We start from the raw sequence: 25,572 nt of genomic DNA, 5'->3' as shown, positions 1-25,572 counted from the left end.
TTTAAAAGCATCCTTATGAAACTCATCGGACCATTCGCGCAGCTATTGCCGCTGACCGGGTTGCCGGAAAAAGGGGCCATTTCCGACGAACAGCTGACCGTTATTCCCGATGGCGGGGTATTGGTGGAGAATGGAAAAGCCGTAGCCGCGGGAGCATTCGAAACGCTCCGAAAAGCCAATCCCACAGCGGAAATTGATAAGACCGACGAGCCGATGGTGTTGTTGCCGGGCTTCGTGGATTGCCATACCCATATCTGCTTCGCAGGAAGCCGTAGCCGCGATTATGCCATGCGCATCGCCGGCAAATCGTACCTCGACATCGCCCGCGCCGGCGGCGGCATCTGGGATTCGGTGACGAAAACCCGCGCCGCCTCCGATACGGAACTGATGGAAAACGTAGTGGCCCGCGCCAACCGTCATCTGCGCGAAGGCGTTACCACGATGGAAGTGAAAAGCGGTTACGGTTTAGATCTGGATTCGGAACTGAAGATGTTGCGCGCCATCCGAACGGCGGACCAGTATACGCCGGCGTCGTTCGTTACCACTTGCCTGGCGGCGCACATCCGCCCGAAGGATTTCGATGGCGACGAAAAAGCATACCTGCATTGGATATTAAACGAATTGCTGCCCGCCCTGCACTCGGAGCACCTGACGGAACGGGTGGATATTTTCATCGAGGAAACGGCATTCTCCGTGGCCGCCGCGCGCCCGTTTCTCCGGGAAGCGAAGGCGATGGGTTTCGGGATCACCGTGCACGCCGACCAGTTCACCAGCGGCGGCTCCGCCGTAGCGGTGGAAGTAGGCGCCTTGTCGGCTGACCACCTTGAAGCCTCCAACGCCGAAGACATCCGCAGGCTGGCGGCCTCCGACACGGTGGCGGTAGTGCTGCCGGGCGCATCATTAGGCCTGGGTATGGGATACGCCCCCGCCCGCAAGCTCCTCGACGCCGGCGCATGCGTAGCCATCGCCAGCGACTGGAATCCAGGTTCAGCGCCTATGGGCGACCTGCTCATGCAGGCGGCTGTTATAAGCGCGGCGGAACGGTTGTCGGCCGCGGAAGTGTTTGCCGCGCTCACGTTCCGCGCCGCGAAAGCACTGGGTATCCGATCGTCCGCGGCCGACCTGCAAGCTTATCCCTGCGCCGATTACCGGGAGATCCTCTATCACCAGGGCAAACTCAAACCCTCGATTGTGTGGAAAGATGGCGAACGCATCTGATTTTTCAGGATATTAGCAATTCAACACCTTCAATCGCAACCCATGACCCTTGTATGTTACCAACCTTCCGTACCCGGCGCCTGGCAGGGCAGGAACGACGGCAATGACCCCGATCTGCTCCGCTGGCATCAGCTTATCCAACCGGCCGATATCAGCCGCGGCCCCTTACCCGCGGTCCCCGCGGGGAAAAAGGGCATCGCGTTCCTGGGGTTTTCCTGCGATGAGGGCGTCCGCCGCAACGGAGGGCGTACCGGCGCCGCGGCAGGCCCCGAAGCCCTGCGCAAGGCGTGCTCGTCGTTTCCCGTCCATTTTGAAGGCCACGTGCTGGCAGACGCGGGCAATATCGTTTGCGAAGGCCCGCAGCTGGAAATGGCGCAGGAGGCCCTGTCGGCAACAGTATCGCACATACTACAGGCAGGTTACCTGCCCGTAGTGCTAGGTGGCGGGCACGAAGTCGCCTTCGGCCACGAGCGCGGCATCAGCCGCCATTACAAAGACGAAGTGGTCGGCGTCATCAACTTCGACGCGCACTTCGACCTCCGGGAGCCCGGAGTGGAAGGCGCGTCTTCCGGCACAGGGTTCTGGCAGATCGCGCAGGAAAGGAAAAAAGCCGGGCAACCGTTTCATTATCTCGCCCTCGGCATCCAGCAAAATTCCAACACACCCCGGCTGTTCCATACCGCGGCGGAACTTGGAGCGGATTACCTGCCGGCGAGCCTCTTCCAGCAAAAGTATCACGACCAGCTCGTGGGCGCCATCCGTTCCTTCATCCAGCGCAACGACCGCATTTACCTCACCACCTGCCTCGATGTGTTTGCCGCTCCCTATGCGCCGGGAGTGAGCGCCACGGCCTACAACGGCCTCGTGCCCGATGCGCTGTTCCTCGACTGTTTCCGCACCGTGCTGCGCACGGGCAAACTGGCCGGCGCCGACTTCGCGGAACTGAATCCTTCCCTCGACCACGACAACCGCACGGCGAAGCTCGCAGCCTCGCTGGTGTTCGAAACGGTGATGAATTATTTCCTCCGGCAGGGCGATTAAAATCCTATTTTAGCGCCATGAAGATTGGATTGATGTCGGATACGCACGGATACCTCCATCCGCAGGTGTTTAAATATTTCGAAAACGTGGACCAGATCTGGCATGCGGGAGATATCGGCAACGTAGCGCTGGCCGATGAGCTGGAGGGTTTCAAGCCGCTGAAGGCCGTTTACGGAAATATCGACGGGCAGGATATACGTATCCGTTACCCCGAACACAATCTCTTCATTTGCGAAGGCGTGAAGGTCTGGATGACCCATATCGGCGGCTATCCTCCGCGATACACGCCCGCGCTCAAGCCACATATCCAGAAGAAGAGGCCGCATCTTTTCATCACCGGCCATTCCCATATCCTCAAAGTAGTGCCCGATCCGGCATTGCAATTGCTACATATCAACCCGGGCGCCTGCGGGAAGCAGGGCTGGCACAAGGTGAAAACCCTCGTGCGCTTCGATTGCCTGAACGGGGAAATTAAAAATCTCGAAGTGATTGAACTGCCCGACTAGCCGATTGTTTATACCATAATACGACTGTTTACACTGTATGATGCACCGGATGAAAGCCATATGTTGGATATTCCTGCTCTGCCCGGCCCTTGCCAGCGCGCAGGAAAAACGTATTCTCCGCTGGCTGCATACGGACAATGACAGCAACTACGTCCAGGATCTTACCAAAGACCTGACGGTCCGCCTGTATGGTTCCCGCAAGTACAATTACTTCGACATGCACGACCGCTCCCTGGGCGAGGAGGTCTTGTATCGCCCCAACGCCAATAACAACGTTGGCGTGGGTTTCAACTACAAATTCATTGGTCTCAATCTCGGCTTCAACCTGCCCTTCATCAATAACGACAACGACCGCTACGGCAAAACGAAATACCTCGATTTGCAGACGCATCTCTACACCCGCAAAATAGTCGTGGATTTTTACGGGCAGTATTACCAGGGGTATTTTAACAGTCAGACCAAGCGGTTTTTCGATAACGCCTATTCCGTGGAGGCCGATCATCTCCGGCCGGATATTATCAACACCAATATCGGGCTGCACGGGCAGTACATTTTCAATGACGAGCGCTTCTCTTACCGCGCCGCCTTCCTGCAGAACGAATACCAGAAAAAAGCGCCGGTTCTCTCCTGGCAGGAGCGGAAATCTTCGCCTGGCAGATGCGGGGCGATTCCGCGCTGGTGCCTTACCAGGCCCGGGAAGATGGTTTTTATAACGGGATGGCATTCACGCGCGCCAGCAATATCAGCCTGGCTGTCAACGGCGGATATGCGTATACGCTGGTGATCGCCAAACACTGGTTCATTACCGGTTCGCTGGCGGTGGCGGTGGGCGCCAATCGTTCGGTGCTGGCTTTTAACGAAGGCTCGGGGAAAAAACATGGATTCGGCTGGCAGATTAATAATACTTTGCGCATCGCGGCCGGTTATAATTCTCCTAAATACTATGTAGGCGTGCATTACGTGGATATCTCCACCCGCGGCGACGCGCCCCATCCCCGGGCTTATCATACTTTCGGAGCGGGCAATCTCCGCTTCAGCATCGTGCGGCGCTTTACCATGAAGAAGCCCATCTTCGGGTTATAATTTTTCCAGTTCCCTTTCCAGGTTTTCCCTTGCCCGCGATTCATATTGGTCGCGGAAAAGCTCCGTGCGGTAAATATGCGGCATGGAAAGCAAACGCTGCAACACTTTGATGCGGCCATTGCGGTATTCCAGCCAGGAATACATGCGGTATTCGCGCCGGATGTTCCTGGTGTACAATTTATAGCGCTCCGGAGCCGCGGCGAGCACGCACAGGTCGAAGTCGAGGAAATAATCGAGGTCGGGGTCGGAAAGTTCGGGTTGATGACCCGCCGTTGCGAGGATATAGCGGTACACTTTATCCTGCCTTTCCGCGGGCGCATTGGCTTTGCGGAGGTAGAAGACGGCTTCCTCCGCGCTTTTGAGCTCGTTATCCTGGCGTTTGGGCAGGTAGATGCAATCGTGGAAGTAAATGGCGTACACCAGCGCTTCATTGTCCACGATCTGCGGGGAATACTGGTGTTGCAGGGTGAGGAGGTCGGCCAGGTGCTCCAGGTTATGGTAATGCCGGCCAAAAGTGGAATACTGCATCATCAACCGGTCGATGCCGTGCCAGGCCACCGGCGGCGGGCATCCGCAGCGCTGATTCAGATCCAGCCAGTATTTCCTGATGGCATCGGGTTGCATTGTTAAGGGATTTTTGGGGGTAATCGAACAAAAAACAGGCCGTTCCCGGATAGGAACGGCCTGTAATATATGCTTTTCTGTATTTACTTACTTGGCTGCTGCGAACTGGGCGCGGATCACGTTCAGCGCACCGCCGGCTTTGAACCATTCGATCTGCTGCTGATTGTAAGTGTGGTTCACGGTGATGGCATCCTGGGAGCCGTCTTTGTGATGGAACACTACGGTCAGCGTAGAGCCGGGAACAAATTCGGTCAGGCCTACGATGTCGATCACATCATCTTCCTGGATTTTTTCGTAATCGTCCTTATCGGCGAAGGTCAGCGCAAGCATGCCTTGTTTCTTCAGGTTGGTTTCGTGGATACGCGCGAAGGATTTCACAAGAATCGCACGAACGCCGAGGTGACGGGGCTCCATGGCAGCGTGTTCGCGGCTGGAACCTTCACCGTAGTTTTCGTCGCCCACAACGATGGAACCGATGCCTGCGGCTTTGTAAGCGCGCTGGGTAGCCGGTACCGCGCCATATTCGCCGGTCAGCTGGTTCTTCACGGTGTCCGTTTTGTCGTTATACGCGTTCACGGCGCCGATCAGCATGTTGTTGGAGATATTGTCCAGGTGGCCGCGGTATTTCAACCAGGGGCCTGCCATGGAGATGTGGTCGGTAGTACACTTGCCTTTCGCTTTGATGAGAAGCTTCAGTCCTTTCAGGTCGGTACCTTCCCATGCCTTGAAAGCTTCCAGGAGCTGGAGGCGGTCGGAGGTGGGGGACACGATTACCTGCACGCCGGAGCCGTCTTCAGCAGGCGCCTGGTAGCCGGCGTCTTTCACGTCGAAGCCCTGCGGAGGGAGTTCGTAACCTTTGGGCTCGTCAAGCTTCACCTCTTTACCGTCGCGGTTTTTCAGCGTGTCGGTAAGGGGGTTGAAGGTGAGGTCGCCCGCGATGGCCAGCGCCGTCACGATCTCGGGAGACGCCACGAAAGCGTGGGTGGAAGCGAGGCCGTCGTTACGTTTGGCGAAGTTCCGGTTGAAGGAAGTGATGATGGAGTTTTTGCGGTTGGGATCGTCGATATGACGGGCCCACTGGCCGATGCAGGGACCGCAGGCATTCGCGAGCACCACGCCGCCGATCTGGTCGAAAGTATCGAGCAGGCCGTCTCTTTCGATGGTGTAACGCACCAGCTCGGAGCCGGGGGTGATGGTGAATTCGGAATGTACTTCCAGGTTCTTATCGATCGCCTGTTTCGCGAGGGACGCGGAACGGGAGATGTCTTCGTAGGAAGAGTTGGTGCAGGAGCCGATCAGGGCTACTTCCAGCTTCTCGGGCCAGTTGTTTTCCTTAACGGCCTGTGCGAATTTGGAGATAGGCCATGCCAGGTCCGGCGTAAAGGGGCCGTTTACGTAAGGCTCCAGCTCGTCGAGGTTGATCTCGATCACCTGGTCGTAGAACTTGGCGGGGTCGGCGTATACGGCGTCGTCCGGACGGAGGTGTTCGCGCACGCCGTCGGCCAGTGCGGCCACTTCGGCGCGGCTGGTGGCTTTCAGGTATTCGGCCATGCCTTTGTCGTAAGCGAATACGGAGCAGGTAGCGCCGATTTCAGCACCCATGTTGCAGATGGTTCCTTTACCGGTGGCGCTCATGGAGTCGGCGCCTTCGCCGAAGTATTCCACGATGCAGCCGGTGCCGCCTTTTACGGTGAGGATGCCGGCAACGCGGAGGATCACGTCTTTCGGAGAAGCCCAGCCGCTCAGTTTACCGGTCAGTTTCACACCGATCAGTTTCGGCATTTTCAGTTCCCATGCCAGGCCTGCCATTACGTCAACCGCGTCGGCGCCGCCAACACCGATCGCCAGCATGCCGAGGCCGCCCGCGTTGGGGGTGTGGGAGTCCGTACCGATCATCATGCCGCCGGGGAACGCGTAGTTCTCCAGCACAACCTGGTGAATGATACCGGCGCCGGGTTTCCAGAAACCGATGCCGTATTTATCGGAGATAGAAGATAAAAAGTCGTAAACTTCCTTATTGGTGTCGATCGCGGTGGCAAGGTCCTGCACGGCGCCCGTTTTCGCCTGGATCAGGTGATCGCAGTGAACGGTGGACGGTACGGCTACCTGGTCGCGGCCGCAGGTCATGAATTGCAGCAAAGCCATCTGCGCTGTCGCGTCCTGCATAGCTACACGGTCCGGAGCAAATTCCACATAGGATTTCCCTCTTTCGTACGGTGTAGTCGTCGGTTCGTACAAGTGCGCATAAAGGATCTTCTCTGCCAGTGTAAGCGGCCGGCCCAACAACTTACGGGTAGCTTCCACTTTACCCGGGAGTGCCGCATACAATTTTTTAATCATGTCAATATCAAACACCATGGAAATAAATAATTTAAGAGCGGTTACATTAAAATTTGCACGGCGAAGTTAATCATTTCCCGACTTTTTTTAAAGTTAAAACTGTTGTTAACGGTGCCAAATTCATTTGTTAAATTTGCTGGATTGCAATAAATTTGATATATGAATAAGGTCAAAGATTTTGTGGAGTGGAATACCTTTGGCGTGTGTACCGCCATTGGAGAGAAACTCGGCATCGCCACGTCCCGCATCCGTATTTTCTTCATCTATGCCACCTTCCTCACGATGGGCTCGCCCCTGATCGTGTATATGATCCTCGCATTCTGGATGAACATTAAAAACTACATCACCAACGCCCGCAGGAATCCCCTCCGCTACCTGTAACCCGCATTATCCCGCACATATCCCATATTCCCCCCGAATTTTGTTTACGTGAATCTGCGTAAATTGCTATCCCCTTGCCGGACATCTGACTGTTTGAAAAACCTTGGAAAACATTGAACCATAAACAACCATCAACATGAGAAACACATGGAAAAACCTCGCCCTTGGCACCCTTTTGCTGGGCGGAATCGCAACACAGACAGCCTGCTCCAACTCGGATTCAGACGGCTCTCCTGAAAAAACACGCCTCCAGATCGCCCTCACCGACGATCCCGGGGATTTTGCCGAAGTCTGGATCGACGTGAAAGAAATCCGAATCAACTCCTCGGATGCCGACGACCAGAACTGGGTACCCCTGGCTGGCGTAAAAGCAGGCGCCTACAACCTCCTGGAGCTCGTGAACGACCGCGACACCATCCTGGCCGACGCCGAGATACCCACCGGGAAAATTTCCCAGATCCGCCTCGTACTGGGCGACAATAACTACCTCGTGACCAACGAAGGCGAGCGGATCGACCTCACCACCCCTTCCGCGCAGCAATCCGGCCTTAAACTGAACATCCACCAGGCTGTGGTTGGCGGGATCATCAACAAGCTCACCCTTGATTTCGATGTAGCCAAATCTATCGTCAAAGCCGGCAACAGCGGTAAATACATCCTCAAACCCGTTATCCGCACCATTCTGGAAGCCGTAGGCGGCAACATCCGCGGCGGCGTATTGCCTGATTCGGTACAAACCGCCGTTCTTGCCATCCAGGGGCAGGACACCATCGCCAGCACCTACTCGCTCGGCGGCGGCTACCTCATCCGCGGCATCCCGGCGGGTGCTTACGATCTGCATTTCCTGCCGACAGACACCAACTTCCTGCCCGCCGTGAAACCCGGCGTACCGGTAGTGCTCGGCCAGGTGACAACGGTAGACACTGTGCGTCTTCCACTCAAATAGGAACACCGGCGGCATCCGCTACATTATATTTTTCCACTGAAAGGAGGTTACCGGGCAGGTAACCTCCTTTTTATTGGGTACCATCGGTAAGGTAACGGATGATTATACATGGGTTTACTCCGGGTTTGACACGGATATATCCTGCCTATATCCTGCCCTATATAAAGGGCAGGATATAGGCAGGTCAAAGGCATGGTATAGGCAGGACAAAGGCAGGACATATCCACTGAAACGCCGTGTTGACCGCAAAGTAGCGTAGCTATAAACCGGGTGTATCCCGAAAGAACGGGTGTGAAACGTCACAAACAGGGCAGGAGGGAAGGAATGTGCAAAAGAAAGGGTGGCTGAAAATCAATTCCGGCCACCCTTTGCGTATGCAAATGAAGATGTTTACTCAAGATGGAAAAGGGTCATGCCCGCATAGTGGTTCTGAAGTTCATGGACCATGAGCGAGCCCGCGATATTCCGCGTTTCGTCACGGTAATGCAGCACGGTGCGGGGATCGCTGCCGTGATGAAGGGTAACGGTGAAGGGGCCACGAACGTAGGTATCGGCGGCGCCGTTGATCGTGGTTTCGTCCGCTTTTTTAAATTTCAGTTTCGTCAGCTGTTCCACCGTTAGCGGAATGGGAAACAAATCCGCCGGCGCATACCAGTTTTCCTGTTCGCCGGTCAATACGCAGGCTTGTCCCAGCTCGCGGTCTATTTCGAGCACGGGCCCTTCCAGCAACTGTTCCTCAAATTTTGCCAGCACGAGATCACCTTTCTTTAAATCATGCAAATGAATCATAGTGCAATGTTTTTGGGTTGAAAACTTAGCAATTCGAATCTGTATGCTATGAATATAAAGGAAATCCGGCATTATAAAAAGTAAAAAAGGCAGAACCGCGATGGCCCTGCCTTGTTGCAATTACTTTTTGTACACCGCTTCCCGGAGGCGTACCAGCTCTTCGAGCAACGGTTCCAGGAGGTCGAGGCGGAGCATGTTCGCACCGTCCGATTTGGCGCAGGCCGGATCGGGATGGGTTTCGATGAAAAGCCCGTCGGCCCCGGTGGCAATTGCCGCTTTGGCGATGGTGCCGATCATCTGCGGGTTGCCGCCTGTTACGCCGCCCGGCTGGTTGGGTTGTTGCAGCGAGTGCGTGCAGTCCATGATCACCGGCGCGCCCAGTCCTTTCATGACGGGGATGTTGCGGTAATCCACGACGAGGTCCTGGTACCCGAAAGTAGTGCCGCGCTCGGTGAGCAGTACATGTTCGTTGCCGGCCTGGCGGATTTTTTCCACGGCGAATTTCATGGATTCGCCGCTGAGGAACTGGCCTTTTTTCACGTTAACGAATTTGCCCGTGTCGGCGGCTGCCAGGAGGATGTCGGTCTGGCGGCAGAGGAACGCGGGGATCTGGAGCACGTCCACATACGCGGCGGCCATGGCGGCTTCGGCGGCGGAGTGAATATCGGAAGTGACGGGAAGGTGGAAGGTTTTGCCTACTTTTTGCAGCAGGTCCAGCCCTTCCACGTCGCCGATGCCGGTAAAGGAATGGATGGAAGTGCGGTTGGCCTTGCGGTAGGAGGCTTTGAAAACGTAGGAGATATTCAGGCGTTTGCACATGGCGGATACCTTTTCGGCTACGCCCATCACCAGGTCCTCGTCTTCAATGACGCAGGGGCCTGCGATGAGAAAGAAATTTTCGGGATGGTATTGCTCTTTGAAAAGCGCTTGTAAAGTTTTCATTGCTATCGATTATCCTGTTTGTTCAAATTGAAATGATCCCCTTTTGGGCAACACGGCGCAAAATTAGGCTTATTTATCGACATGACTGATGCAGCCGTTACGAAGGGGAACAAGACGATCCGCAAATTGTTATAGTATTGTCATTGTTTGGAAGGGTAATTCCGGTAATATTGCCGGTTGAAGTTAAATTTGGCGACTCATTTTATTCACCTGTATATGAAGAAAGACAAGATTCTGGTAATCGGCGCCTGCGGTCAGATCGGCGTAGAACTGACGCTGGCCCTGCGCAAGATGTATGGAGATGCCAACGTGATTGCATCCGACCTGCGGGAGGAGCATGACCTGCTGAAGGGCTCCGGCCCCTACGTTTCGCTGGACGTGATGAACAAGGAGATGCTGCACGTGCTGGTGATTCGCCACAACATCACCCAGATCTACCTGCTGGCGGCCATCCTCAGCGCCACCGGCGAAAAGAACCCGCTCCTGGCCTGGCACATCAACATGGCGAGCCTCCTCAACGTGCTCGACATCGCGAAAGAAGAAGGGCTCGACAAAATCTACTGGCCCAGTTCCATCGCCGTATTCGGCCCCAACTCCCCGAAAGCTGATACGCCGCAGCACACCATCATCGAGCCCACCACCATCTACGGCATTTCCAAGTTCGCCGGCGAACGCTGGTGCGAATATTATAATACCCGTTACGGTATCGACGTGCGCAGCCTGCGCTATCCGGGCCTTATCAGCTATAAATCCGCCCCCGGCGGAGGCACCACCGATTACGCGGTGGAAATCTACCACGAAGCCCTCGAGGAAGGCAGCTACAAGTGCTTCCTGTCGGAAGATACCTACCTGCCCATGATGTATATGCCAGACGCGATCCGCGCCACTATCGAATTGATGGAGGCCGACAGCGCGAAGATCTCCGTCCGTTCCGGCTACAACCTGTCCGGCATGAGCTTTTCGCCCAAAGAGATCGCCGGCGCTATCCGCGAACATATCCCCACTTTCTCCATCAGCTATGAGCCCGACTACCGGCAACAGATCGCCGACGGCTGGCCGCAAAGCATCGACGATGAACTGGCCTCGGCCGACTGGGGCTGGAAACCCGAATTCAATCTGGAGAAAATGACCGCCGATATGCTCAAAAACCTCCGGTTGCAAAAAGGCATGTAATCTCATTTGACACTACTATATAGTCTGACCCCGGCATTTTTGCCGGGGTTTCTTATTACAAATATGTTATATTTGTATCGGCCATTTTGCGCCCACCCTGTCCTATGAAGCAAACCATCCTCCTCTGCCTGCTGGCACTTTGTGCCGGTACGGCCCGCGCGCAATTCACCACCATCGCGGAAAGCCCCGCCTTCCAGGAGCCCGGCGACGGCAACGCGCGCATCCTCCAGCTCACCAACGGCAACACCCTCTTTATCCACTTCACGCCCAAACAGGGCATTCAGCTCCAGCTGTTCAACCCGCAACACCAGCGCGTGGACACGCTGCCGCCTGTAACCGATTGGAAATCCTATAAGAACGCTCATCTCGACGCCGCTTTCGAATCCGCCGGCGGAGATGCCGCCATATTCCTCAGCGACCGCTCCCGCAAACACCCCCTGCTCAGGCGCCTCACCATCAGCGCCGAAACAGGCCTCCTCCGGGAAGATACCGTGGTGGCAGAACAGGATAAAGTAGACCTGCGGAAGAAATCCCTCGCCAGCTCCGACTTCCTCATCATCCGCGACCCCCATTCCGGCAGCTACGCCGTTTGGATGTACTTCAATACCGAAGAATCCGACGCCGGCTACCAGGTGGCGCATTTCTCCGCATCCCACCGCGAAATCTCCCGCGCCCGTTTCAAAAGCTTCGGCAACGGAGCCCCCTTCCGGTATTGGGACATGGCCGTGATCGGGGAAGAACGCCTCTGTATCCTGGGCATGGAAGAGAACAAAGGACAGCTGGGCGACAGCGCCGTCATGAAACTCGCCACGCTCGACAGCGGAATGGAATTCTTCAAATTCCACGACCTCCGGTTCCCCGCGGAAGCTGCCGTCACCGGGGCGGTAGTCAAACACAACCCCTTCACCCGTCAGCTCCTCCTGCTGCAGGCCGTGAAGAAAACCGAAAAGAAATCCGAGCGCATCATCACCCGCAGCTCCGTGGTCCAACTGCCGAAACTGGACATCGCTTTCGCCCGGGACATCCATTTCCGGGGCGTCAACCAAAAACAACTGGAAGCCTTCGGATATGAAACGGAATACAACGGCGTGCCGCAGAACGTATTCTTCCGGCCCGATGGCACTTACAGCATCGTATTCGAGGAGCTGGACAACCACGTGCGCATGATGAACAACACGCCCACCGTGGTGAGCACCGTGCTGGCGAATGTGGCGGTGGTGGATTACGACCGCGATGGCAAGGAAACCAACAGCTGGATCATCCCGCGGCGCCACATCGACCAGGGCGTTATCATGAAACCCTTCTACCTCAAAGCCCGCGAGAATGTGAACGCGCCGTTCCAATGGGGCGACCAGTATAAACTATTCACCTATATCCCCGGCTACATCCTCATCAACGACCTCGACGCCCGCCGCAAAACCCAAGACCCTTCGCGGCAGCCGGCTATCCGCGATATCCGGGATTGCCACGGTTTCTACTACACGCTCGACGGAAAAGCCCCCGTGCCGCAGCGCGACTTCGTCTTCAATGAAGAAACGGACCGCCAGGTGGGGCTCTTCGCGTTTTCCAATTACGATGCCGCCAAACGCATGCTGGTGACGTTGAAGCGGAACCCTGAAAACAGGAAAGAAGTGAAGCTGGTGTGGCTGCAGGTGCCCGAACACCCTTCGATCCCGCAGGATATGGCGGGGACGCCGGCCAGCAATATGAAATGAAACACCAAGTTGCTATAAACGGTAAAGCCGGAGCACTGAGGCTCCGGCTTTTTATTTTAGTTGACAGATGGTGCGGGGAAACGATTATTCTACAAAACCCACGGCCACGGTGGCGTTCGAGAACTCGTCGACGAGGATGAACGTGCCGTTGGCGGGATTGCTTTGGTAAGTGTCGGCGAACACAGGCTGGGCGGTTTTCAGGACGATGCGGCCAATGTCGTTGAGGCCCATTTCGCTCTTTTCTTCCGTCCGGTTAGTGGTTACTTCCGTTACGCTGCTGATCTGCTGCACTTTGGATTTGATGCGGGTAGGGCCGTGCTGCAACAGGTACGTTTTACCGGTAGTCAGTTTTTGCTGGTCCATCCAGCAGATCTGCGCTTTCACTTCACGAAAGCCTTCGGGCCGTGCCTGGCCTTCTTTCACGAGGAGGTTGCCGCGGCTGATGTCTATTTCGTCTTCGAGGGTGATCACCACGCTTTCGCCCGCATGGGCTTGCGGCAGCTGCTCACCGAATTTCTCGATGGATTTGATTTTGCTTTTTTGCTCGTTGGGCAGGGAAACGATGGTGTCGCCCACCGCAAAGCTGCCGCTGGCGATCTTGCCGGCAAACCCCCGGAAGTCGTGGAACTGCTCCGTTTTCGGGCGGATCACGTACTGGATGGGGAAGCGGGCGGGATGATTGCGGTCGTTGCGGTCGAACTGGATTTGTTCGAGGAACTCCAGCAGGGGGAGCCCTTTATACCAGCCGATCTTCTCTGTAGCCGCCACCACGTTTTCGCCGTACAGGGAAGAAATGGGGATGAACTTCACTTCCGTACCGTCGTAGAAAGAGCCGGGCAGCAGCTGCTGGAAATCTTCCACGATCTGGTTGTAGCGTGCTTCGTCGTATTCCACAAGGTCCATCTTGTTGATGCAGACCACCAGATGGGGGATACGCAGCATGCAGGCGATGAAGAAGTGCCGGTAAGTTTGTTCTACGATGCCCTTGCGCGCGTCGATAAGAATGAGCGATACCTGCGCGGTGCTGGCGCCGGTCACCATGTTGCGGGTGTACTCGAAGTGCCCCGGGGTGTCGGCGATGATATATTTGCGGTTGGGTGTGCTGAAATAAATGTGCGCCACATCGATGGTGATGCCCTGCTCACGCTCGGCGATGAGGCCGTCGGTAAGGAGCGAAAGGTCGGTGAAATCAAGCCCTTTCCTTTTGCTGGCCGCCTGAAGGGCTTCCATTTTATCCTGCGTGATGGATTTGGTATCGTACAGGAGGCGCCCGATAAGGGTGCTTTTGCCGTCGTCTACACTGCCGGATGTGGTGATACGTAAAACGTCCATATGTTGCGTTGCGGTTATCGGTGATGGTTAGAAATATCCTGCCTGTTTGCGTTTTTCCATGGCGGCTTCGGATCGCTTGTCGTCGATACGCGCGCCGCGCTCGGAGATTTTGGCCGCGAGGATTTCCTCGATGATGTCTTCCAGCTTATCGGCTTCCGACAATACGGCGGCGGTGCAGGTCATATCGCCCACGGTGCGGAAGCGTACTTTGGAACGGAATGGAACCTCTTCCTCAGTGGTGTTGAGGTAGGGTGAGAAGGGCCAGTACATGCCGTCGCGCTCGATAATCTCGCGTTCGTGCGAGAAGTAAATCGACGGGATCTGAAGTCCTTCTTCCCGGATATAATTCCATACGTCGAGTTCCGTCCAGTTGGAGATGGGGAACACGCGCACGTTTTCGCCGATGTTGATTTTGCCGTTGAGCATATCGAAAAGTTCGGGGCGCTGCATTTTAGCGTTCCATTGTCCGAATTCGTCGCGGACGGAGAAGATGCGTTCCTTGGCGCGGGCCTTCTCTTCATCGCGGCGGGCGCCGCCGATGCAGGCGTCGAATTTCAGCTCTTCGATGGCATCGAGGAGGGTAACGGTCTGCAGGGCGTTGCGGGAGGCGTATTTGCCGGTTTCTTCCTTCGCTTTTCCCTGGTCGATGGAGTCCTGCACGTTGCGGACGATGAGCTCCAGGCCGAGGGATTCCACGAGCCAGTCGCGGAACTGGATGGTTTCGGGGAAGTTATGGCCGGTGTCTACGTGGAGGAGGGGGAAGGGTATTTTACCGGGATAGAAGGCTTTCTGTGCCAGGCGCACGAGTGTGATCGAGTCTTTACCGCCGGAAAAGAGGATCGCCGGGCGTTCGAACTGCGCGGCGGTTTCCCGGAGGATGTAAATCGCTTCGTCCTCGAGGGCTCTTGGAAATTGCCATTGTATACTACTCATATCGTGATGTTAAAAGTTGGTCTAACTGTGTAATCCGCATTCTTTTTTAGAGAGCTCCCACCACCAGCGGCCGGCGCGGGGATGTTCTCCGGGTTCGATAGCGCGGGTGCAAGGAGCGCAGCCGATGGAGATGAAACCTTTGTCGTGCAGCTTATTGTAGGGCACGTTATTGGCTTTCAGATAGGCGATCATCTCTTCGAAGCTCCAGCGGATGAGGGGGTTGTACTTGTACAATCCGCGGTGGCCGTCCCATTCGAGCACAGGCATATCGTGCCGGTTTTCGCTTTGTTCCGCCCGCAGCCCCGTGATCCACACTTTGGCGCCCTGCAGCGCCCTGCCGAGAGGCTCCACTTTCCGGATATGGCAACATTCCTTACGGTTCTCCACGGAATCGTAAAAGCTGTTGGTACCTTTCTCCCTTAACAGATTTTGCACTGCTTCTGTTTGCGGAAAATACACATCGAACGGCTGTTTGTAACGCGCCCTGGTGAGATCCATCAGGTCGTACGTTTCCTGGAAAAGCCGCCCGGTGTCGAGCGTGAAAACGCGGACAGGGAGGTGGTTGCGCCAGATGATGTCGGCCAGCACCTGGTCTTCCTGCCCGAAGGAGGTGGAAAAAACCACCTGTCCCGGAAATTCCTCCGTCAACATACGTATTCCCGTGGCGATGTCTGTTTGCTGGGCGATGATGCCCGTGAGATCTTTCATATCCTTATCCCGGTAGTCCGGACAACAAAAATACATAAAGTCTATAAAAAATATAGACTAAATTTCCGGAAAAGTGAAGAGCCCCGTCCTGCGGGGCTCTTCGTTGACTTTTCTGGGGAACGTCATATCTGGAAAAAACTCTGCGAAAGCAATGTAAATCAAAAGTATACACGTTGGTTAGGGTATCCGGCAAGCGCGCTATTTCCATGGCAACAGGTATACGTTGACCGGAATATAATATCCGTTGGAACAAAGGTACCGGGTGGCGCATCATCCTCCAATACTCACTTCTGAGTATTTTGTATGCAAACGGGTGAATATCCGGCGACATAAAAAAAGAGGCTGTATCGCATCGATACAGCCTCTGTACTTATAACCCTGAGAATGTCGTTACTCTCTTGTGAGGATATCTTTTAAAGATTTGTTTTCCAACAGTTTAAGCGTCGCGTCGCGGACTTTGCTCATTACTTCGTGCAGGCCGCAGACGGTTTCGTCCTTGCAATTCTCGCAACGCTCATAATAGTTGAGGCTGACGCAAGGGAGCAGGGCGATGGGCCCGTCCAGCAACCGGATGATACGCGCCAGCGGAATTTCCTTCGGCGTGCGCAACAGGTAGTAACCGCCTCCTTTTCCCTTCTTGCTGCCCAATATACCGGCATTCTTCAGCTCCAGCAGGATGTTCTCCAAAAACTTGATGGAGATGCTTTTCTCCGAAGCGATTTCAGAAATCAGTATAGGTCCTTTGTCAACATTCTCCGCCAGGTAAATAAGGGCGTGGAACGCGTATTGTGTTTTTTTAGACAGCATATTCCTAAGTCTCCTGTGATTTTTGCACTCTCAATTGTACAAATATAACAAAAACCGTTGGTTTTGAGGGGGGCGTGAGTTTTAGAGATTCAGCACGTCGCCCATGTTGAAGATCCCTTTTTTCCCTTTGATCCATTCCGCCGCGGTTACGGCACCAGCTGCGAAGCCCTCGCGCGAGTGTGCGGTGTGGGTGATGGTGATATCGTCGATAGTGGAATGGTAATCAATGATATGTGTTCCTGCGGCGGGGTCGATGCGTTTGGAATGGATATAGAGCTGGGAAGCGTCCTGCGTGGGGTCGTTTACCCAGCCGGTTTTCCCCGGGATTTTATCGATGATCTGTTCGGCCAGGGTGATGGCGGTGCCGGAGGGTGCGTCTTTCTTCTGGGTGTGGTGGATTTCTTCCATCCGCACGGAGTAAGACGGTTGGCCGGCCATTAGTTCAGCCAGTTTCTGGTTCAGGGCGAAGAAGATGTTCACCCCGATGCTGAAGTTGCTGGCGTAAAGGAAGGCCTGGTGCTTTTCGAGGCAGGTGGCTTTCACTTCGGGCAGCTTCTCGAGCCAGCCGGTGGTGCCGCAAACAACGGGTACGCCCGCGTCGAAGCATTTGAGGATGTTGTGGTAAGCGGTTTCAGGTGTGGTGAATTCGATGGCGACATCGGCCTGGGAGAGGCTTTCTTTCTCCAGGAGGTGGCTGCTGTTGATGTCGATGCGGTGAACGATTTCGTGGCCGCGGCTGGTGGCGATGGCTTCAATGGTTTTGCCCATTTTGCCATACCCGATTAATGCGATTTTCATATCTGGTTCGGATCCTGTGATTATTTAAATGAAATCCCCGCAGGCCGCGAAGCGCGCGGGTTGAGGGTGAGGGTGAGCCCTACGCCGAACGAACGCCGGTCGATCATCTTGGGCGTCACGCGCAGGCTCAGGTCGTTGGAGATATCGAACTGCCGGAGGTGCGCAAACACGGTGGCGTCCACGATGTTGAGCGCATACGCCGCCGCGAATACCAATACCGAGTAATCCACATACTGGCGATAGGCATCGCGCAGGTAGGTCAGGTCTTCGTCGCGGTAACGCGCATAATTATCCTTAAAATCTGGATTGTCGCGGTTGGCGACCCGCTGGCGGTAGGCGTTGCGGTATTCCTGGTACAAGTCCAGGTTCCCGATAAAGAACCCTGCGCTGACGCCGAGTGCGGCGTATACAACGGGTACTTTCCAGTACTGGCGATTATAGATTTGTCCCAACCCCGGGAGCACGGCGGAATAAAACGCCGCTTTGCGGGGGCTGTGGAGCGGTTTGTAGTTGGCTACGATACTGTCTTCCGCGCTGGTATACCGGATAGCGGTATCCTTGCCGGCAGTGGTGGTGGTGGCCTGGCGTTTGAGCGAGTCCATGATCACACGGTTGCCGGTGGTATCTGCCTGAGCCAGGAGGCGGGTGCCCGGCAGCAGCAACAGGCAGCAAAGCAGGTAGCGGACGCTGTTTTTCACCTTATAATGATAGTTTTTCCAGGATGCTGTCCAGTTCTTCGTCCGAATAGAATTCGATCTGGATGCTGCCTTTTCCGTTCTTACCCCTGTCCAGGTTTACCTTGGTGGAGAAGTGGGAGGAGAGGTTGTCCTGGATTTTCTGATAAGCCGGCGGGAGGGAGGGTTTCGCCGGTTTTTTCGCCTGGCTCTTTTCGTTCTGGTTCACCTTGCGCACGAGCTCTTCGGTCTGCCTTACGGACAATCCGTTTTTCATGATTTCCCCGAAAACGAAGAGTTGCTTGTCCACGTCTTCCACACTGATGAGGGTGCGGGCGTGGCCCATGCTGAGTTTGTTATTGCGGACCGCCACCTGGATATCGGGGGGCAGTTTCAGCAGGCGGATGTAGTTGGTAACGGTGCTCCTTTCCTTGCCCATTCTTTCTGCTACCTGCTCCTGGGTGAGGTCGATCTCTTCCATGAGGCGTTTGTAGCTGAGGCCGATTTCGATGGCGTTGAGATTTTCCCGTTGCAGGTTTTCGAGCAGCGCCAGTTCCAGGAGCTCCTGGTCGTTGGCTTGCCGCACATACGCGGGAATGTCTTTCAACCCGGCCATCTTGCTGGCGCGGAAACGGCGTTCCCCCGCAATCAGCTGGTATTTCTTGCCGATGCGGGAAACGGTTACGGGTTGAATGATGTCGTGGATCTTGATGGACTGGCTCAGCTCCTGCAGCGCCTGTTCGTCGAAATCGCGCCGGGGCTGCTTGGGGTTGATCTCAATCATATCAAGCGGGATCCGCTCGATACCGGTCGCCTGCGCCACCACCTGCTCGGCGAGCGCGCCGGTGGTCTGCTTCAGGTCTGTGTCGATATTCTGTAACAGCGAGCGGATGCCTTTCCCCAACGCCTCTTTCTTACTCGGATTGGTCATCGTTAATTGCTAGTATTTTGTCTTCTTGATTGATCTTGGTAAAGTTATGCTTCTGCAGGATTTCCTTCGCCAGGTTCAGGTAGTTGATGGCGCCGGTGCTCATGGCATCATACATAATCACCGATTTGCCGAAGCTAGGCGCTTCGCCCAGCTTGGTGTTGCGGTGGATGATGGTATTGAACACGCTTTCCTCGAAGTGTTGCTTCACTTCGTCCACCACCTGGTTGCTGAGGCGGAGGCGGCCGTCGTACATGGTCATGAGGATGCCCTCGATCTCCAGGTCCGTATTCAGCCTGCTTTGCACGATTTTGATGGTATTGAGCAGCTTGCCCAGGCCCTCCAGGGCAAAGAACTCGCACTGTACCGGGATGATCACCGAATGGGAAGCCACCAGGGCGTTCACCGTGATCAGGCCCAGGGAAGGGGAGCAGTCTACGATAATGAAGTCGTATTCGTCTTTGATGGCATCAATCACCTGTTTCATCACCCTTTCCCGGTTGGGATGGTTGATGAGCTCCAGCTCCGCGCCCACCAGGTCGATGTGCGAAGGCAATACTTTCAGGTTCGGCGTGTCGGATTCCAGGATCACGTCGCGCGGTTGCACGTCGTTCACCATGCAGTCGTACAGGCTCTGCTGAATGTTGCGCAGGTCGAAGCCCAGCCCCGTTGTGCTGTTGGCCTGAGGGTCCGCGTCCACGAGCAGCGTTTTGTACTCCAGTACCGCCAGGCTGCTGGCGAGATTGATGGCGCTGGTTGTTTTCCCCACGCCCCCTTTCTGATTGGCGATTGCGATGATTCTTGCCATTGTCTTGTCTTAAATTCCAGGTTTAATAGGATAAAATAGGATGTCAGCCGATGGCTTCGATGGTTTCACCGATGCCCGGCAGCAACAGGGTAAGCCCCGCTTCTTCAAACTGCCGCAAGGCAGCCGTTTTGTCGATTTTGATATATCCGAAAGTGTCGTAATGCGCTCCGATGATACGCTGGCATTCAATGAACTCGGCGGCGATCACCGCGTCTTCCACTCCCATCGTGAAATTATCCCCGATCGGCAATACCGCGAAATCCAGCTTCGCCCAGCGGGGGATCAGCTCCATGTCGAAAGTCAATGCCGTATCGCCTGCGTAATAGAAGTTCCCGTCGCCGGTCATGAACAAAAATCCCATGGGATTGCCGCCGTAACTGCCGTCGGGCAAACCGCTCGAATGATGCGCCACCGTGCACTTCACGGTCCCGAAATCAAACGCCCATTTACCCCCTGTGTTCATCGGGTGCACCTTATCATACCCCTGCTTCCGCACCCACTCCGTGAGCTCGAACGCCCCTACCACCGTAGCACCCGTCCTGGCAGCCAGGTCCATCAGGTCGGCCACATGGTCGCTATGGCCATGGGATACAAAAATGTAATCCGCCTCTATCTGATTGACGTCTATCGACTTAGCCAGTTCATTGTGCGTAATGAAAGGGTCAAATACGATCTTTTTCCCCTTCACTTCCACCGCAAAACTGGAATGCCCGTAATAGGTGAACTTCATAATTGCAATAATATAATATTATGACCTAATCGGACAAAAATACAACGAATCGCCTAATAATGGGGCAAGCCGGATATTTATTTATTCACACCCGGAACTGGGGAAAAACCCCGTTTTTTTTGCCCCATCTTTGCAATTTTTAAGTCATTTGATCGTCTACCTAACCACGGAAGCCACCCTTTCAGGACCATTTGTCCTAAATTTACAGGATTGCTTCCAAGTTAAACCATTGATCCATACGATATTATGCGAGCCGGACCAAACTTACTCTCCACCATACTCCTCGTCATCATCATGCTGGCGCTCGACGCCTACGTGTTTTACGCCCTCCGGGCCCTCATGGCCAACGCCGCCCCGAAACTCCGGATGGTCGTTTTCACCTTGTTCTGGGTGTTATCCGCCATTGTGATGGCCTCCATCGTCTTCTACGGTAAAATCCCCTGGGCGAAGTTCATGCAGGCCAGGGCCTATTACCTCACCTTCGCCTTCTCTTTCTCCTTCTCCAAACTCATGGTCGTCCTCTTCCTCCTGATCGACGATGGCCGCCGCGCCGTAATGTGGGTTGTGGAGAAAGTACGCTCCGCCCCCGCCGTAGCCGCGGCAGTGGCGCAGCAGGACGGCAACCGCGAAGCCGACGGCATGACCCGCTCCCGCTTCCTCCTCAAATCCGGATTCCTCCTCGGCGGCACCCTTATGGGCACGCTGCTGTACGGATTGTCCAACAAATACAACTACCACGTCCGCAAGCTCCGCCTGGCATATCCCAACCTGCCGGCCGCGTTTAAAGGGCTCAAGATCGTGCAGCTGTCCGACATCCACTCCGGTTCCTTCAACGACAAGGAGGCCGTAAAAAGGGGCGTGGAGCTTATCCGCGCCCAGAAGCCCGACCTCGTTCTGTTCACCGGCGACCTGGTAAATGACCGCTCCATCGAAATGGAGGATTACCTCGATGTGTTCGACAAGATCGAGGCGCCCCTGGGCGTATATTCCACGCTGGGCAACCACGACTACGGTGACTATTACCCCTGGCCCGACTACGATAACAACCGCCGCTCCCGCCTCAAGGCCCAGAACCTGGAAGCCCTCAAGGGCATGCATGCCAAAATGGGATGGCGCCTGCTCATGAACGAAAACCAGATCCTGGAGAAAGACGGGCAACAGATCGCGTTGCTGGGCGTGGAGAACTGGAGCATGAACCCCCGCTTCCCGCGGCTGGGCGATATGAAAGCCGCGTATGCCGGCACGGAACAGGTTCCGTTCAAAATCCTCCTGTCCCACGACCCCACGCATTGGGACGGCCAGATCCGGTCCGAGTACCCTGATGTCGATCTTATGCTGGCCGGCCATACGCACGGCATGCAGTTCGGCGTGGAGATACCGTTCTTCAAATGGAGCCCCGCGCAATACATCTACCGCCAGTGGGCGGGATTGTACGAAGAAGGCAAACAGCGTCTTTACGTGAACAGGGGCTTCGGATTCCTCGGGTACCCCGGCCGCGTGGGCATCCTCCCCGAAATCACCGTCATCGAACTGGTGTAATCAAACTTATTTGAGTCCGTCTTCCTGCATGTTTCGCCGGAAGACGGTTTTTTTATTCCCCCAAAGTCTATTAGTACGGTATTCCTACTAAGCCCCTATTGAAAGGATATTGAGGCATAGCCATGTCCGTTCCCCGAAATGATTCCCCCAAACCTTTTATCCGTCATCTTCTAGCATGGATTTTGCGACGAGTGTAGGGGTGGGACGTCCGGCAACCGTCTTTTAACCGGTGGAACCCATTCACAATCAATCCATCAAGATAAAATTAAGCCGCTTAACACTTAAACAATATCATATATGAAAAAACTGTTTTTGGCCCTTGCTGTTATCTCCGGCCTGACCGTATCCTCTGCAAAAGCCCAGAAAATGGTGCGTTTCGGTTTCAAGGGAGGCGCCAACCTCGGGAAGATCGACGGAACGGGATATGACGACGCTTTCAAACTCGGCTGGCACCTGGGCGGCTTCGCGCAGATCAACCTGGTAAAAGGTTTCGGTATCCAACCCGAACTGATTTATTCCAGCTCCAAAACCGAAGTGAAAAACACTTCCGAGTTCCAAACCGAATACGAATTAAACCAGGTGAATGACAATAAACCGAAATTGGATTATCTTTCCATCCCGGTTCTGGCGAACATCGACCTCGGATCCCCCCGCTTCAAGCTGCAGGTGGGCCCCCAGTTCTCGATCATGACGAGCAAGAAAAGGAACGTGTTCCAGGAAGGGAAAGAAGCCTTTAAAGGCGGCGACTTCGGTGCGGTAGGCGGCCTCTGGCTTCAGCTCCCGATCGTTAATATCAGCGCCCGCTACGTTATTGGCCTGTCCAACGTCAACGACATTACTTTCGCCGACGGTACCAACCCCGAAAAGTGGAAGAATCAAAGTATTCAATTAGGCGTAGGTATTACCCTCTGAGTTTACCTACAACTGAGCGATGACCGCTCCCGGAAACGGGGCGGTCTTTTTTTGCCGTCCGGGCAACCCCCGGCCCCCTTCACGCGTTTTCCTATTTTGACATGCCGGGTATCAATGGCATCAATCTTGACTATATAGCCATGTTCTATTTTCCGGGACTAATGCAGGAGGGATCCTGACATTCTGTCCCGATACTTAAAACTGACAGATGAATACATTTTTTTTAGGCAATACAGAGGAAGAGATGGAGTTTATGCCCATCATTCCGCTGAATGAGGACGGGGAAGGGCAGGAAGAAGACCAAATACCTGATGAGCTGGCGTTATTGCCGCTACGCAATACCGTGTTATTCCCGGGTGTGGTGCTCCCGATTACGGTGGGGCGCGATAAATCCATCAAGGCGGTGAACGATGCGTATAAAACTGACAAAATGATCGGGGTTGTCGCACAAAAAGACAGCAATGTGGAAGAGCCGGGCGTGGGCGACCTCAATGATGTGGGCACCGTCGCCAAAATCGTAAAGCTCATCAAAATGCCGGACGGCGGCACCACCATCATCATACAGGGGCGCAAGCGGTTTAAGATCACCGAGATCGTGACGGAAGACCCGTATTTCAAAACCAAATACGAATTGCTGTCAGATGAGGTAGATGCCAACGACTCTGAATTCGACGCTTACGTTTCTTCCATCAAAGACCTGGCGGCGCAGATCATCGCGCTCAGCCCGCACCTGCCTTCGGAAGCCAGCATTATTCTGAAAAATATCGAGAACGCGCCTTTTCTCATCCACTTCGTTGCCAGCAACCTGAACAGCGATGTGAAAGAGAAGCAGCGCATCCTGGAGATCAGCAATCTCCGCCAACGTGCAGAGTTGCTGATGAAACTGTTGCAGCTGGAACTGCAGCTGGCGGAGCTGAAGAACAAGATCAACAACAAGACCAAACAGGACCTCGATAAACAACAGCGCGATTACTTCCTGCAGCAGCAGATGAAATCCATTAAGGAAGAGCTGGGCGGCGATGCGAATGATCGCGAGATCAAGGAAATGCAGCGCAAGGCGGAAGCCAAGAAATGGCCGGAAGCCGCGAAGGAACTTTTTACCAAAGGCATCGAGAAGTTGGAGCGCATGCACCCCAGCACGCCCGATTATTCGGTGGTTTACAATCACCTCGATCTTATGCTCGACCTGCCCTGGCAGGACTATACCATCGACAGCTACGACCTGAAGAAGGCGAAGAAAGTCCTGGATCATGACCATTACGGCATGGACCGGATCAAGGAGCGTATTCTCGAATACCTGGCCGTGCTGAAGCTGAAGGGCGACATGAAATCGCCGATCCTTTGCTTCGTAGGGCCTCCGGGTATCGGTAAAACCTCGCTGGGGCGCTCGATCGCCAATGCCATCGGCCGCAAATACGCGCGCCTCAGCCTGGGCGGTTTGCACGATGAAAGCGAAATCCGCGGCCACCGCAAAACTTATATCGGCGCCATGGCCGGCCGTATCCTGCAAACGATCCGCAAGGTGAAATCATCCAACCCGGTGATGATCCTCGACGAGATTGACAAGATCGGCAGCGACCATCGCGGCGATCCGGCATCCGCATTGCTCGAAGTGCTCGATCCCGAACAGAACAGCACGTTTTACGACAACTACCTGGAGCTGGAGTACGACCTGAGCAAGGTCCTCTTCATTGCTACGGCCAATAACCTGAGCGCCATACCCATCGCGTTGCGCGACCGCCTGGAGATCATCGATCTCAGCGGTTATTCCATCGAAGAAAAGGTAGAGATCGCCAAGCGCCACCTGATCCCCAAGCAGAAGGACGCACACGGGCTGGCCCACGTGAAATTGTCGTTCGCCAATAAAGTCATCGAAAAAGTAATCGCCCATTATACCCGCGAGAGCGGCGTCCGCGAGCTGGACCGGCAGTTTGCCGCCATCATGCGCTCGCTCGCCAAAGACGTGGCGCTGGGCCATACGCCGAAGGAAGCCGTTTCGGAAGAAAGGGTGATCCAGGCGCTGGGCAAGCCGAAGTACAGCAATGAGATGTACAAAACCGGCAATCCTCCCGGCGTGGCCGTAGGCCTGGCCTGGACGTACGTGGGCGGCGATATCCTGTTCATCGAATCCAGCCTGTCCGACGGCAAGGGCGACCTGAAGCTGACCGGCAACCTGGGCAATGTGATGAAGGAATCAGCCGTGACGGCGCTCAGCTGGCTGCAGGCGAATGCATTGAACTATAAAATCGATCCGAAAACGTTCCAGCAAAAGACCATCCACGTCCACGTTCCGGAAGGGGCGGTGCCGAAAGACGGTCCGAGTGCGGGTATTACCATGCTTACGGCCCTGGCGTCGGTGTATACCGGCCGCAGGGTGAAGCCCTACCTGGCGATGACGGGAGAGATCACGTTGCGCGGACAGGTGTTGCCGGTGGGCGGTATCAAGGAAAAGATCCTCGCCGCCAAGCGCGCCGGTATCAAAGAGATCATCCTTTGCTGGCAGAACGAAAAAGATATTGCGGATATCAACCCCGATTACATCAAGGGGCTGAAATTCCATTATGTGCGCGAAATGAACCAAGTGCTCGAAACTGCGTTATTAAAGAGGTAAAACGCACGGTGCGTTACTCCTGACACAGCCGTGC

General features: G+C 55.0%; 23 protein-coding genes and 1 pseudogene. 11 read left to right on the top strand and 13 right to left on the bottom strand.

Features of this window, described 5'->3' with window-relative positions; genetic code table 11:
- Positions 1-15: 15 nt before the first annotated feature.
- From hutI to WJU16_RS26030, 4 genes and pseudogenes are all read left to right on the top strand, one after another.
- Complete coding sequence (gene hutI, locus WJU16_RS06880; RefSeq protein ID WP_341837587.1) at positions 16-1,218, top strand: imidazolonepropionase; 1,203 nt, start codon at positions 16-18, stop codon at positions 1,216-1,218.
- Between the two features lie 42 nt (positions 1,219-1,260).
- A complete protein-coding gene (hutG, locus tag WJU16_RS06875) occupies positions 1,261-2,259 on the top strand; it encodes a formimidoylglutamase (protein ID WP_341837586.1) in 999 nt (332 codons plus the stop codon).
- Positions 2,260-2,276: 17 nt separating this feature from the next.
- Positions 2,277-2,765 carry a metallophosphoesterase family protein gene (locus WJU16_RS06870; RefSeq protein WP_341837585.1) on the top strand — a complete coding sequence of 163 codons (489 nt, stop codon included), beginning with the start codon at positions 2,277-2,279 and terminating at the stop codon, positions 2,763-2,765.
- A gap of 37 nt (positions 2,766-2,802) precedes the next feature.
- Positions 2,803-3,848: pseudogene (locus WJU16_RS26030) on the top strand (DUF4421 domain-containing protein).
- Here WJU16_RS26030 and WJU16_RS06855 read toward each other — a convergent pair.
- Together WJU16_RS06855 and WJU16_RS06850 are read right to left on the bottom strand one after the other, a co-directional pair.
- Positions 3,843-4,472: a hypothetical protein gene (locus WJU16_RS06855; protein WP_341837583.1), complete on the bottom strand. Its 630-nt coding sequence runs from the start codon at positions 4,470-4,472 to the stop codon at positions 3,843-3,845. The pseudogene WJU16_RS26030 and the gene WJU16_RS06855 sit on opposite strands and share 6 nt — an antisense overlap.
- A gap of 87 nt (positions 4,473-4,559) precedes the next feature.
- Positions 4,560-6,830: an aconitate hydratase gene (locus tag WJU16_RS06850; RefSeq protein ID WP_341837582.1), complete on the bottom strand. Its 2,271-nt coding sequence runs from the start codon at positions 6,828-6,830 to the stop codon at positions 4,560-4,562.
- A gap of 141 nt (positions 6,831-6,971) precedes the next feature.
- Here WJU16_RS06850 and WJU16_RS06845 point away from each other — a divergent pair, with 141 nt between their 5' ends.
- Positions 6,972-7,193 carry a PspC domain-containing protein gene (locus WJU16_RS06845; protein WP_341837581.1) on the top strand — a complete coding sequence of 74 codons (222 nt, stop codon included), beginning with the start codon at positions 6,972-6,974 and terminating at the stop codon, positions 7,191-7,193.
- A 136-nt stretch (positions 7,194-7,329) separates the two neighbouring features.
- Entirely contained in the window at positions 7,330-8,139 is an 810-nt protein-coding gene (locus tag WJU16_RS06840) for a DUF4382 domain-containing protein (protein WP_341837580.1), read from the top strand.
- A gap of 390 nt (positions 8,140-8,529) precedes the next feature.
- On the opposite strand, the gene WJU16_RS06835 is transcribed toward WJU16_RS06840, so the two are convergent.
- Entirely contained in the window at positions 8,530-8,928 is a 399-nt protein-coding gene (locus WJU16_RS06835; protein ID WP_341837579.1) for a hypothetical protein, read from the bottom strand.
- A gap of 120 nt (positions 8,929-9,048) precedes the next feature.
- Positions 9,049-9,870 carry a 3-deoxy-8-phosphooctulonate synthase gene (gene kdsA / locus WJU16_RS06830; protein WP_341837578.1) on the bottom strand — a complete coding sequence of 274 codons (822 nt, stop codon included), beginning with the start codon at positions 9,868-9,870 and terminating at the stop codon, positions 9,049-9,051.
- Between the two features lie 216 nt (positions 9,871-10,086).
- Between kdsA and WJU16_RS06825 the strand changes: the two genes are divergently transcribed.
- Positions 10,087-11,043, top strand: a complete 957-nt coding sequence (locus WJU16_RS06825; protein WP_341837577.1) for an NAD-dependent epimerase/dehydratase family protein — start codon at positions 10,087-10,089, stop codon at positions 11,041-11,043.
- 104 nt (positions 11,044-11,147) lie between these two features.
- Positions 11,148-12,758 carry a hypothetical protein gene (locus WJU16_RS06820; protein WP_341837576.1) on the top strand — a complete coding sequence of 537 codons (1,611 nt, stop codon included), beginning with the start codon at positions 11,148-11,150 and terminating at the stop codon, positions 12,756-12,758.
- Positions 12,759-12,842: 84 nt separating this feature from the next.
- Here the strand turns inward: WJU16_RS06820 and WJU16_RS06815 are convergent, their stop codons facing one another.
- The 9 genes from WJU16_RS06815 to WJU16_RS06775 form a co-directional block, all read right to left on the bottom strand.
- A complete protein-coding gene (locus WJU16_RS06815) occupies positions 12,843-14,090 on the bottom strand; it encodes a GTP-binding protein (protein WP_341837575.1) in 1,248 nt (415 codons plus the stop codon).
- Positions 14,091-14,117: 27 nt separating this feature from the next.
- On the bottom strand, positions 14,118-15,023 hold the full coding sequence (cysD, locus tag WJU16_RS06810; RefSeq protein ID WP_341837574.1) for a sulfate adenylyltransferase subunit CysD: 906 nt from the start codon (positions 15,021-15,023) through the stop codon (positions 14,118-14,120).
- A 21-nt stretch (positions 15,024-15,044) separates the two neighbouring features.
- Positions 15,045-15,731 (bottom strand): phosphoadenylyl-sulfate reductase, encoded by a 687-nt coding sequence (locus WJU16_RS06805; RefSeq protein ID WP_341837573.1) that lies wholly within the window; start codon positions 15,729-15,731, stop codon positions 15,045-15,047.
- A gap of 390 nt (positions 15,732-16,121) precedes the next feature.
- Complete coding sequence (locus WJU16_RS06800; protein WP_341837572.1) at positions 16,122-16,538, bottom strand: Rrf2 family transcriptional regulator; 417 nt, start codon at positions 16,536-16,538, stop codon at positions 16,122-16,124.
- Between the two features lie 81 nt (positions 16,539-16,619).
- Positions 16,620-17,336 carry a 4-hydroxy-tetrahydrodipicolinate reductase gene (gene dapB, locus WJU16_RS06795; protein ID WP_341837571.1) on the bottom strand — a complete coding sequence of 239 codons (717 nt, stop codon included), beginning with the start codon at positions 17,334-17,336 and terminating at the stop codon, positions 16,620-16,622.
- Between the two features lie 20 nt (positions 17,337-17,356).
- Positions 17,357-18,034: a DUF5683 domain-containing protein gene (locus tag WJU16_RS06790; RefSeq protein ID WP_341837570.1), complete on the bottom strand. Its 678-nt coding sequence runs from the start codon at positions 18,032-18,034 to the stop codon at positions 17,357-17,359.
- Between the two features lies 1 nt (position 18,035).
- Positions 18,036-18,941 carry a ParB/RepB/Spo0J family partition protein gene (locus tag WJU16_RS06785; protein WP_341837569.1) on the bottom strand — a complete coding sequence of 302 codons (906 nt, stop codon included), beginning with the start codon at positions 18,939-18,941 and terminating at the stop codon, positions 18,036-18,038.
- The gene (locus WJU16_RS06780; protein WP_341837568.1) at positions 18,925-19,746 is read right to left on the bottom strand and encodes an AAA family ATPase; all 822 of its coding nucleotides are present in this window, start codon (positions 19,744-19,746) and stop codon (positions 18,925-18,927) included. The genes WJU16_RS06785 and WJU16_RS06780 overlap by 17 nt, the downstream gene beginning before the upstream one ends.
- 43 nt (positions 19,747-19,789) lie before the next feature.
- The gene (locus WJU16_RS06775; RefSeq protein ID WP_341837567.1) at positions 19,790-20,476 is read right to left on the bottom strand and encodes a metal-dependent hydrolase; all 687 of its coding nucleotides are present in this window, start codon (positions 20,474-20,476) and stop codon (positions 19,790-19,792) included.
- Between the two features lie 246 nt (positions 20,477-20,722).
- On the opposite strand from WJU16_RS06775, the gene WJU16_RS06770 reads away from it, so the two are divergent.
- From WJU16_RS06770 to lon, 3 genes are all read left to right on the top strand, one after another.
- Positions 20,723-22,015, top strand: coding sequence for a metallophosphoesterase (locus WJU16_RS06770; RefSeq protein WP_341837566.1), 1,293 nt, complete (start codon positions 20,723-20,725; stop codon positions 22,013-22,015).
- Between the two features lie 297 nt (positions 22,016-22,312).
- Positions 22,313-22,927: a porin family protein gene (locus WJU16_RS06765; RefSeq protein WP_341837565.1), complete on the top strand. Its 615-nt coding sequence runs from the start codon at positions 22,313-22,315 to the stop codon at positions 22,925-22,927.
- Positions 22,928-23,135: 208 nt separating this feature from the next.
- Complete coding sequence (gene lon / locus WJU16_RS06760; RefSeq protein WP_341837564.1) at positions 23,136-25,538, top strand: endopeptidase La; 2,403 nt, start codon at positions 23,136-23,138, stop codon at positions 25,536-25,538.
- Positions 25,539-25,572 lie beyond the last annotated feature (34 nt).

This window comes from Chitinophaga pollutisoli (assembly GCF_038396755.1).
GTDB lineage: Bacteria > Bacteroidota > Bacteroidia > Chitinophagales > Chitinophagaceae > Chitinophaga > Chitinophaga pollutisoli.
Note: the sequence above shows the minus strand (reverse complement) of the source record. Positions and strands in the feature narration are given on the sequence as shown.

Coding starts and splice junctions, on each gene's coding strand:
- WJU16_RS06800 (WP_341837572.1), bottom strand. CDS start 16,538: ATGCTGTCTAAAAAAACACAATACGCGTTCCACGCCCTTATTTACCTG.
- WJU16_RS06785 (WP_341837569.1), bottom strand. CDS start 18,941: ATGACCAATCCGAGTAAGAAAGAGGCGTTGGGGAAAGGCATCCGCTCG.
- WJU16_RS06770 (WP_341837566.1), top strand. CDS start 20,723: ATGCGAGCCGGACCAAACTTACTCTCCACCATACTCCTCGTCATCATC.
- WJU16_RS06765 (WP_341837565.1), top strand. CDS start 22,313: ATGAAAAAACTGTTTTTGGCCCTTGCTGTTATCTCCGGCCTGACCGTA.
- cysD (WP_341837574.1), bottom strand. CDS start 15,023: ATGAGTAGTATACAATGGCAATTTCCAAGAGCCCTCGAGGACGAAGCG.
- WJU16_RS06805 (WP_341837573.1), bottom strand. CDS start 15,731: ATGAAAGATCTCACGGGCATCATCGCCCAGCAAACAGACATCGCCACG.
- WJU16_RS06820 (WP_341837576.1), top strand. CDS start 11,148: ATGAAGCAAACCATCCTCCTCTGCCTGCTGGCACTTTGTGCCGGTACG.
- WJU16_RS06850 (WP_341837582.1), bottom strand. CDS start 6,830: ATGGTGTTTGATATTGACATGATTAAAAAATTGTATGCGGCACTCCCG.
- lon (WP_341837564.1), top strand. CDS start 23,136: ATGAATACATTTTTTTTAGGCAATACAGAGGAAGAGATGGAGTTTATG.
- WJU16_RS06855 (WP_341837583.1), bottom strand. CDS start 4,472: ATGCAACCCGATGCCATCAGGAAATACTGGCTGGATCTGAATCAGCGC.
- WJU16_RS06780 (WP_341837568.1), bottom strand. CDS start 19,746: ATGGCAAGAATCATCGCAATCGCCAATCAGAAAGGGGGCGTGGGGAAA.
- WJU16_RS06835 (WP_341837579.1), bottom strand. CDS start 8,928: ATGATTCATTTGCATGATTTAAAGAAAGGTGATCTCGTGCTGGCAAAA.
- hutG (WP_341837586.1), top strand. CDS start 1,261: ATGACCCTTGTATGTTACCAACCTTCCGTACCCGGCGCCTGGCAGGGC.
- kdsA (WP_341837578.1), bottom strand. CDS start 9,870: ATGAAAACTTTACAAGCGCTTTTCAAAGAGCAATACCATCCCGAAAAT.
- hutI (WP_341837587.1), top strand. CDS start 16: ATGAAACTCATCGGACCATTCGCGCAGCTATTGCCGCTGACCGGGTTG.
- WJU16_RS06825 (WP_341837577.1), top strand. CDS start 10,087: ATGAAGAAAGACAAGATTCTGGTAATCGGCGCCTGCGGTCAGATCGGC.
- WJU16_RS06845 (WP_341837581.1), top strand. CDS start 6,972: ATGAATAAGGTCAAAGATTTTGTGGAGTGGAATACCTTTGGCGTGTGT.
- WJU16_RS06775 (WP_341837567.1), bottom strand. CDS start 20,476: ATGAAGTTCACCTATTACGGGCATTCCAGTTTTGCGGTGGAAGTGAAG.
- WJU16_RS06815 (WP_341837575.1), bottom strand. CDS start 14,090: ATGGACGTTTTACGTATCACCACATCCGGCAGTGTAGACGACGGCAAA.
- dapB (WP_341837571.1), bottom strand. CDS start 17,336: ATGAAAATCGCATTAATCGGGTATGGCAAAATGGGCAAAACCATTGAA.
- WJU16_RS06840 (WP_341837580.1), top strand. CDS start 7,330: ATGAGAAACACATGGAAAAACCTCGCCCTTGGCACCCTTTTGCTGGGC.
- WJU16_RS06870 (WP_341837585.1), top strand. CDS start 2,277: ATGAAGATTGGATTGATGTCGGATACGCACGGATACCTCCATCCGCAG.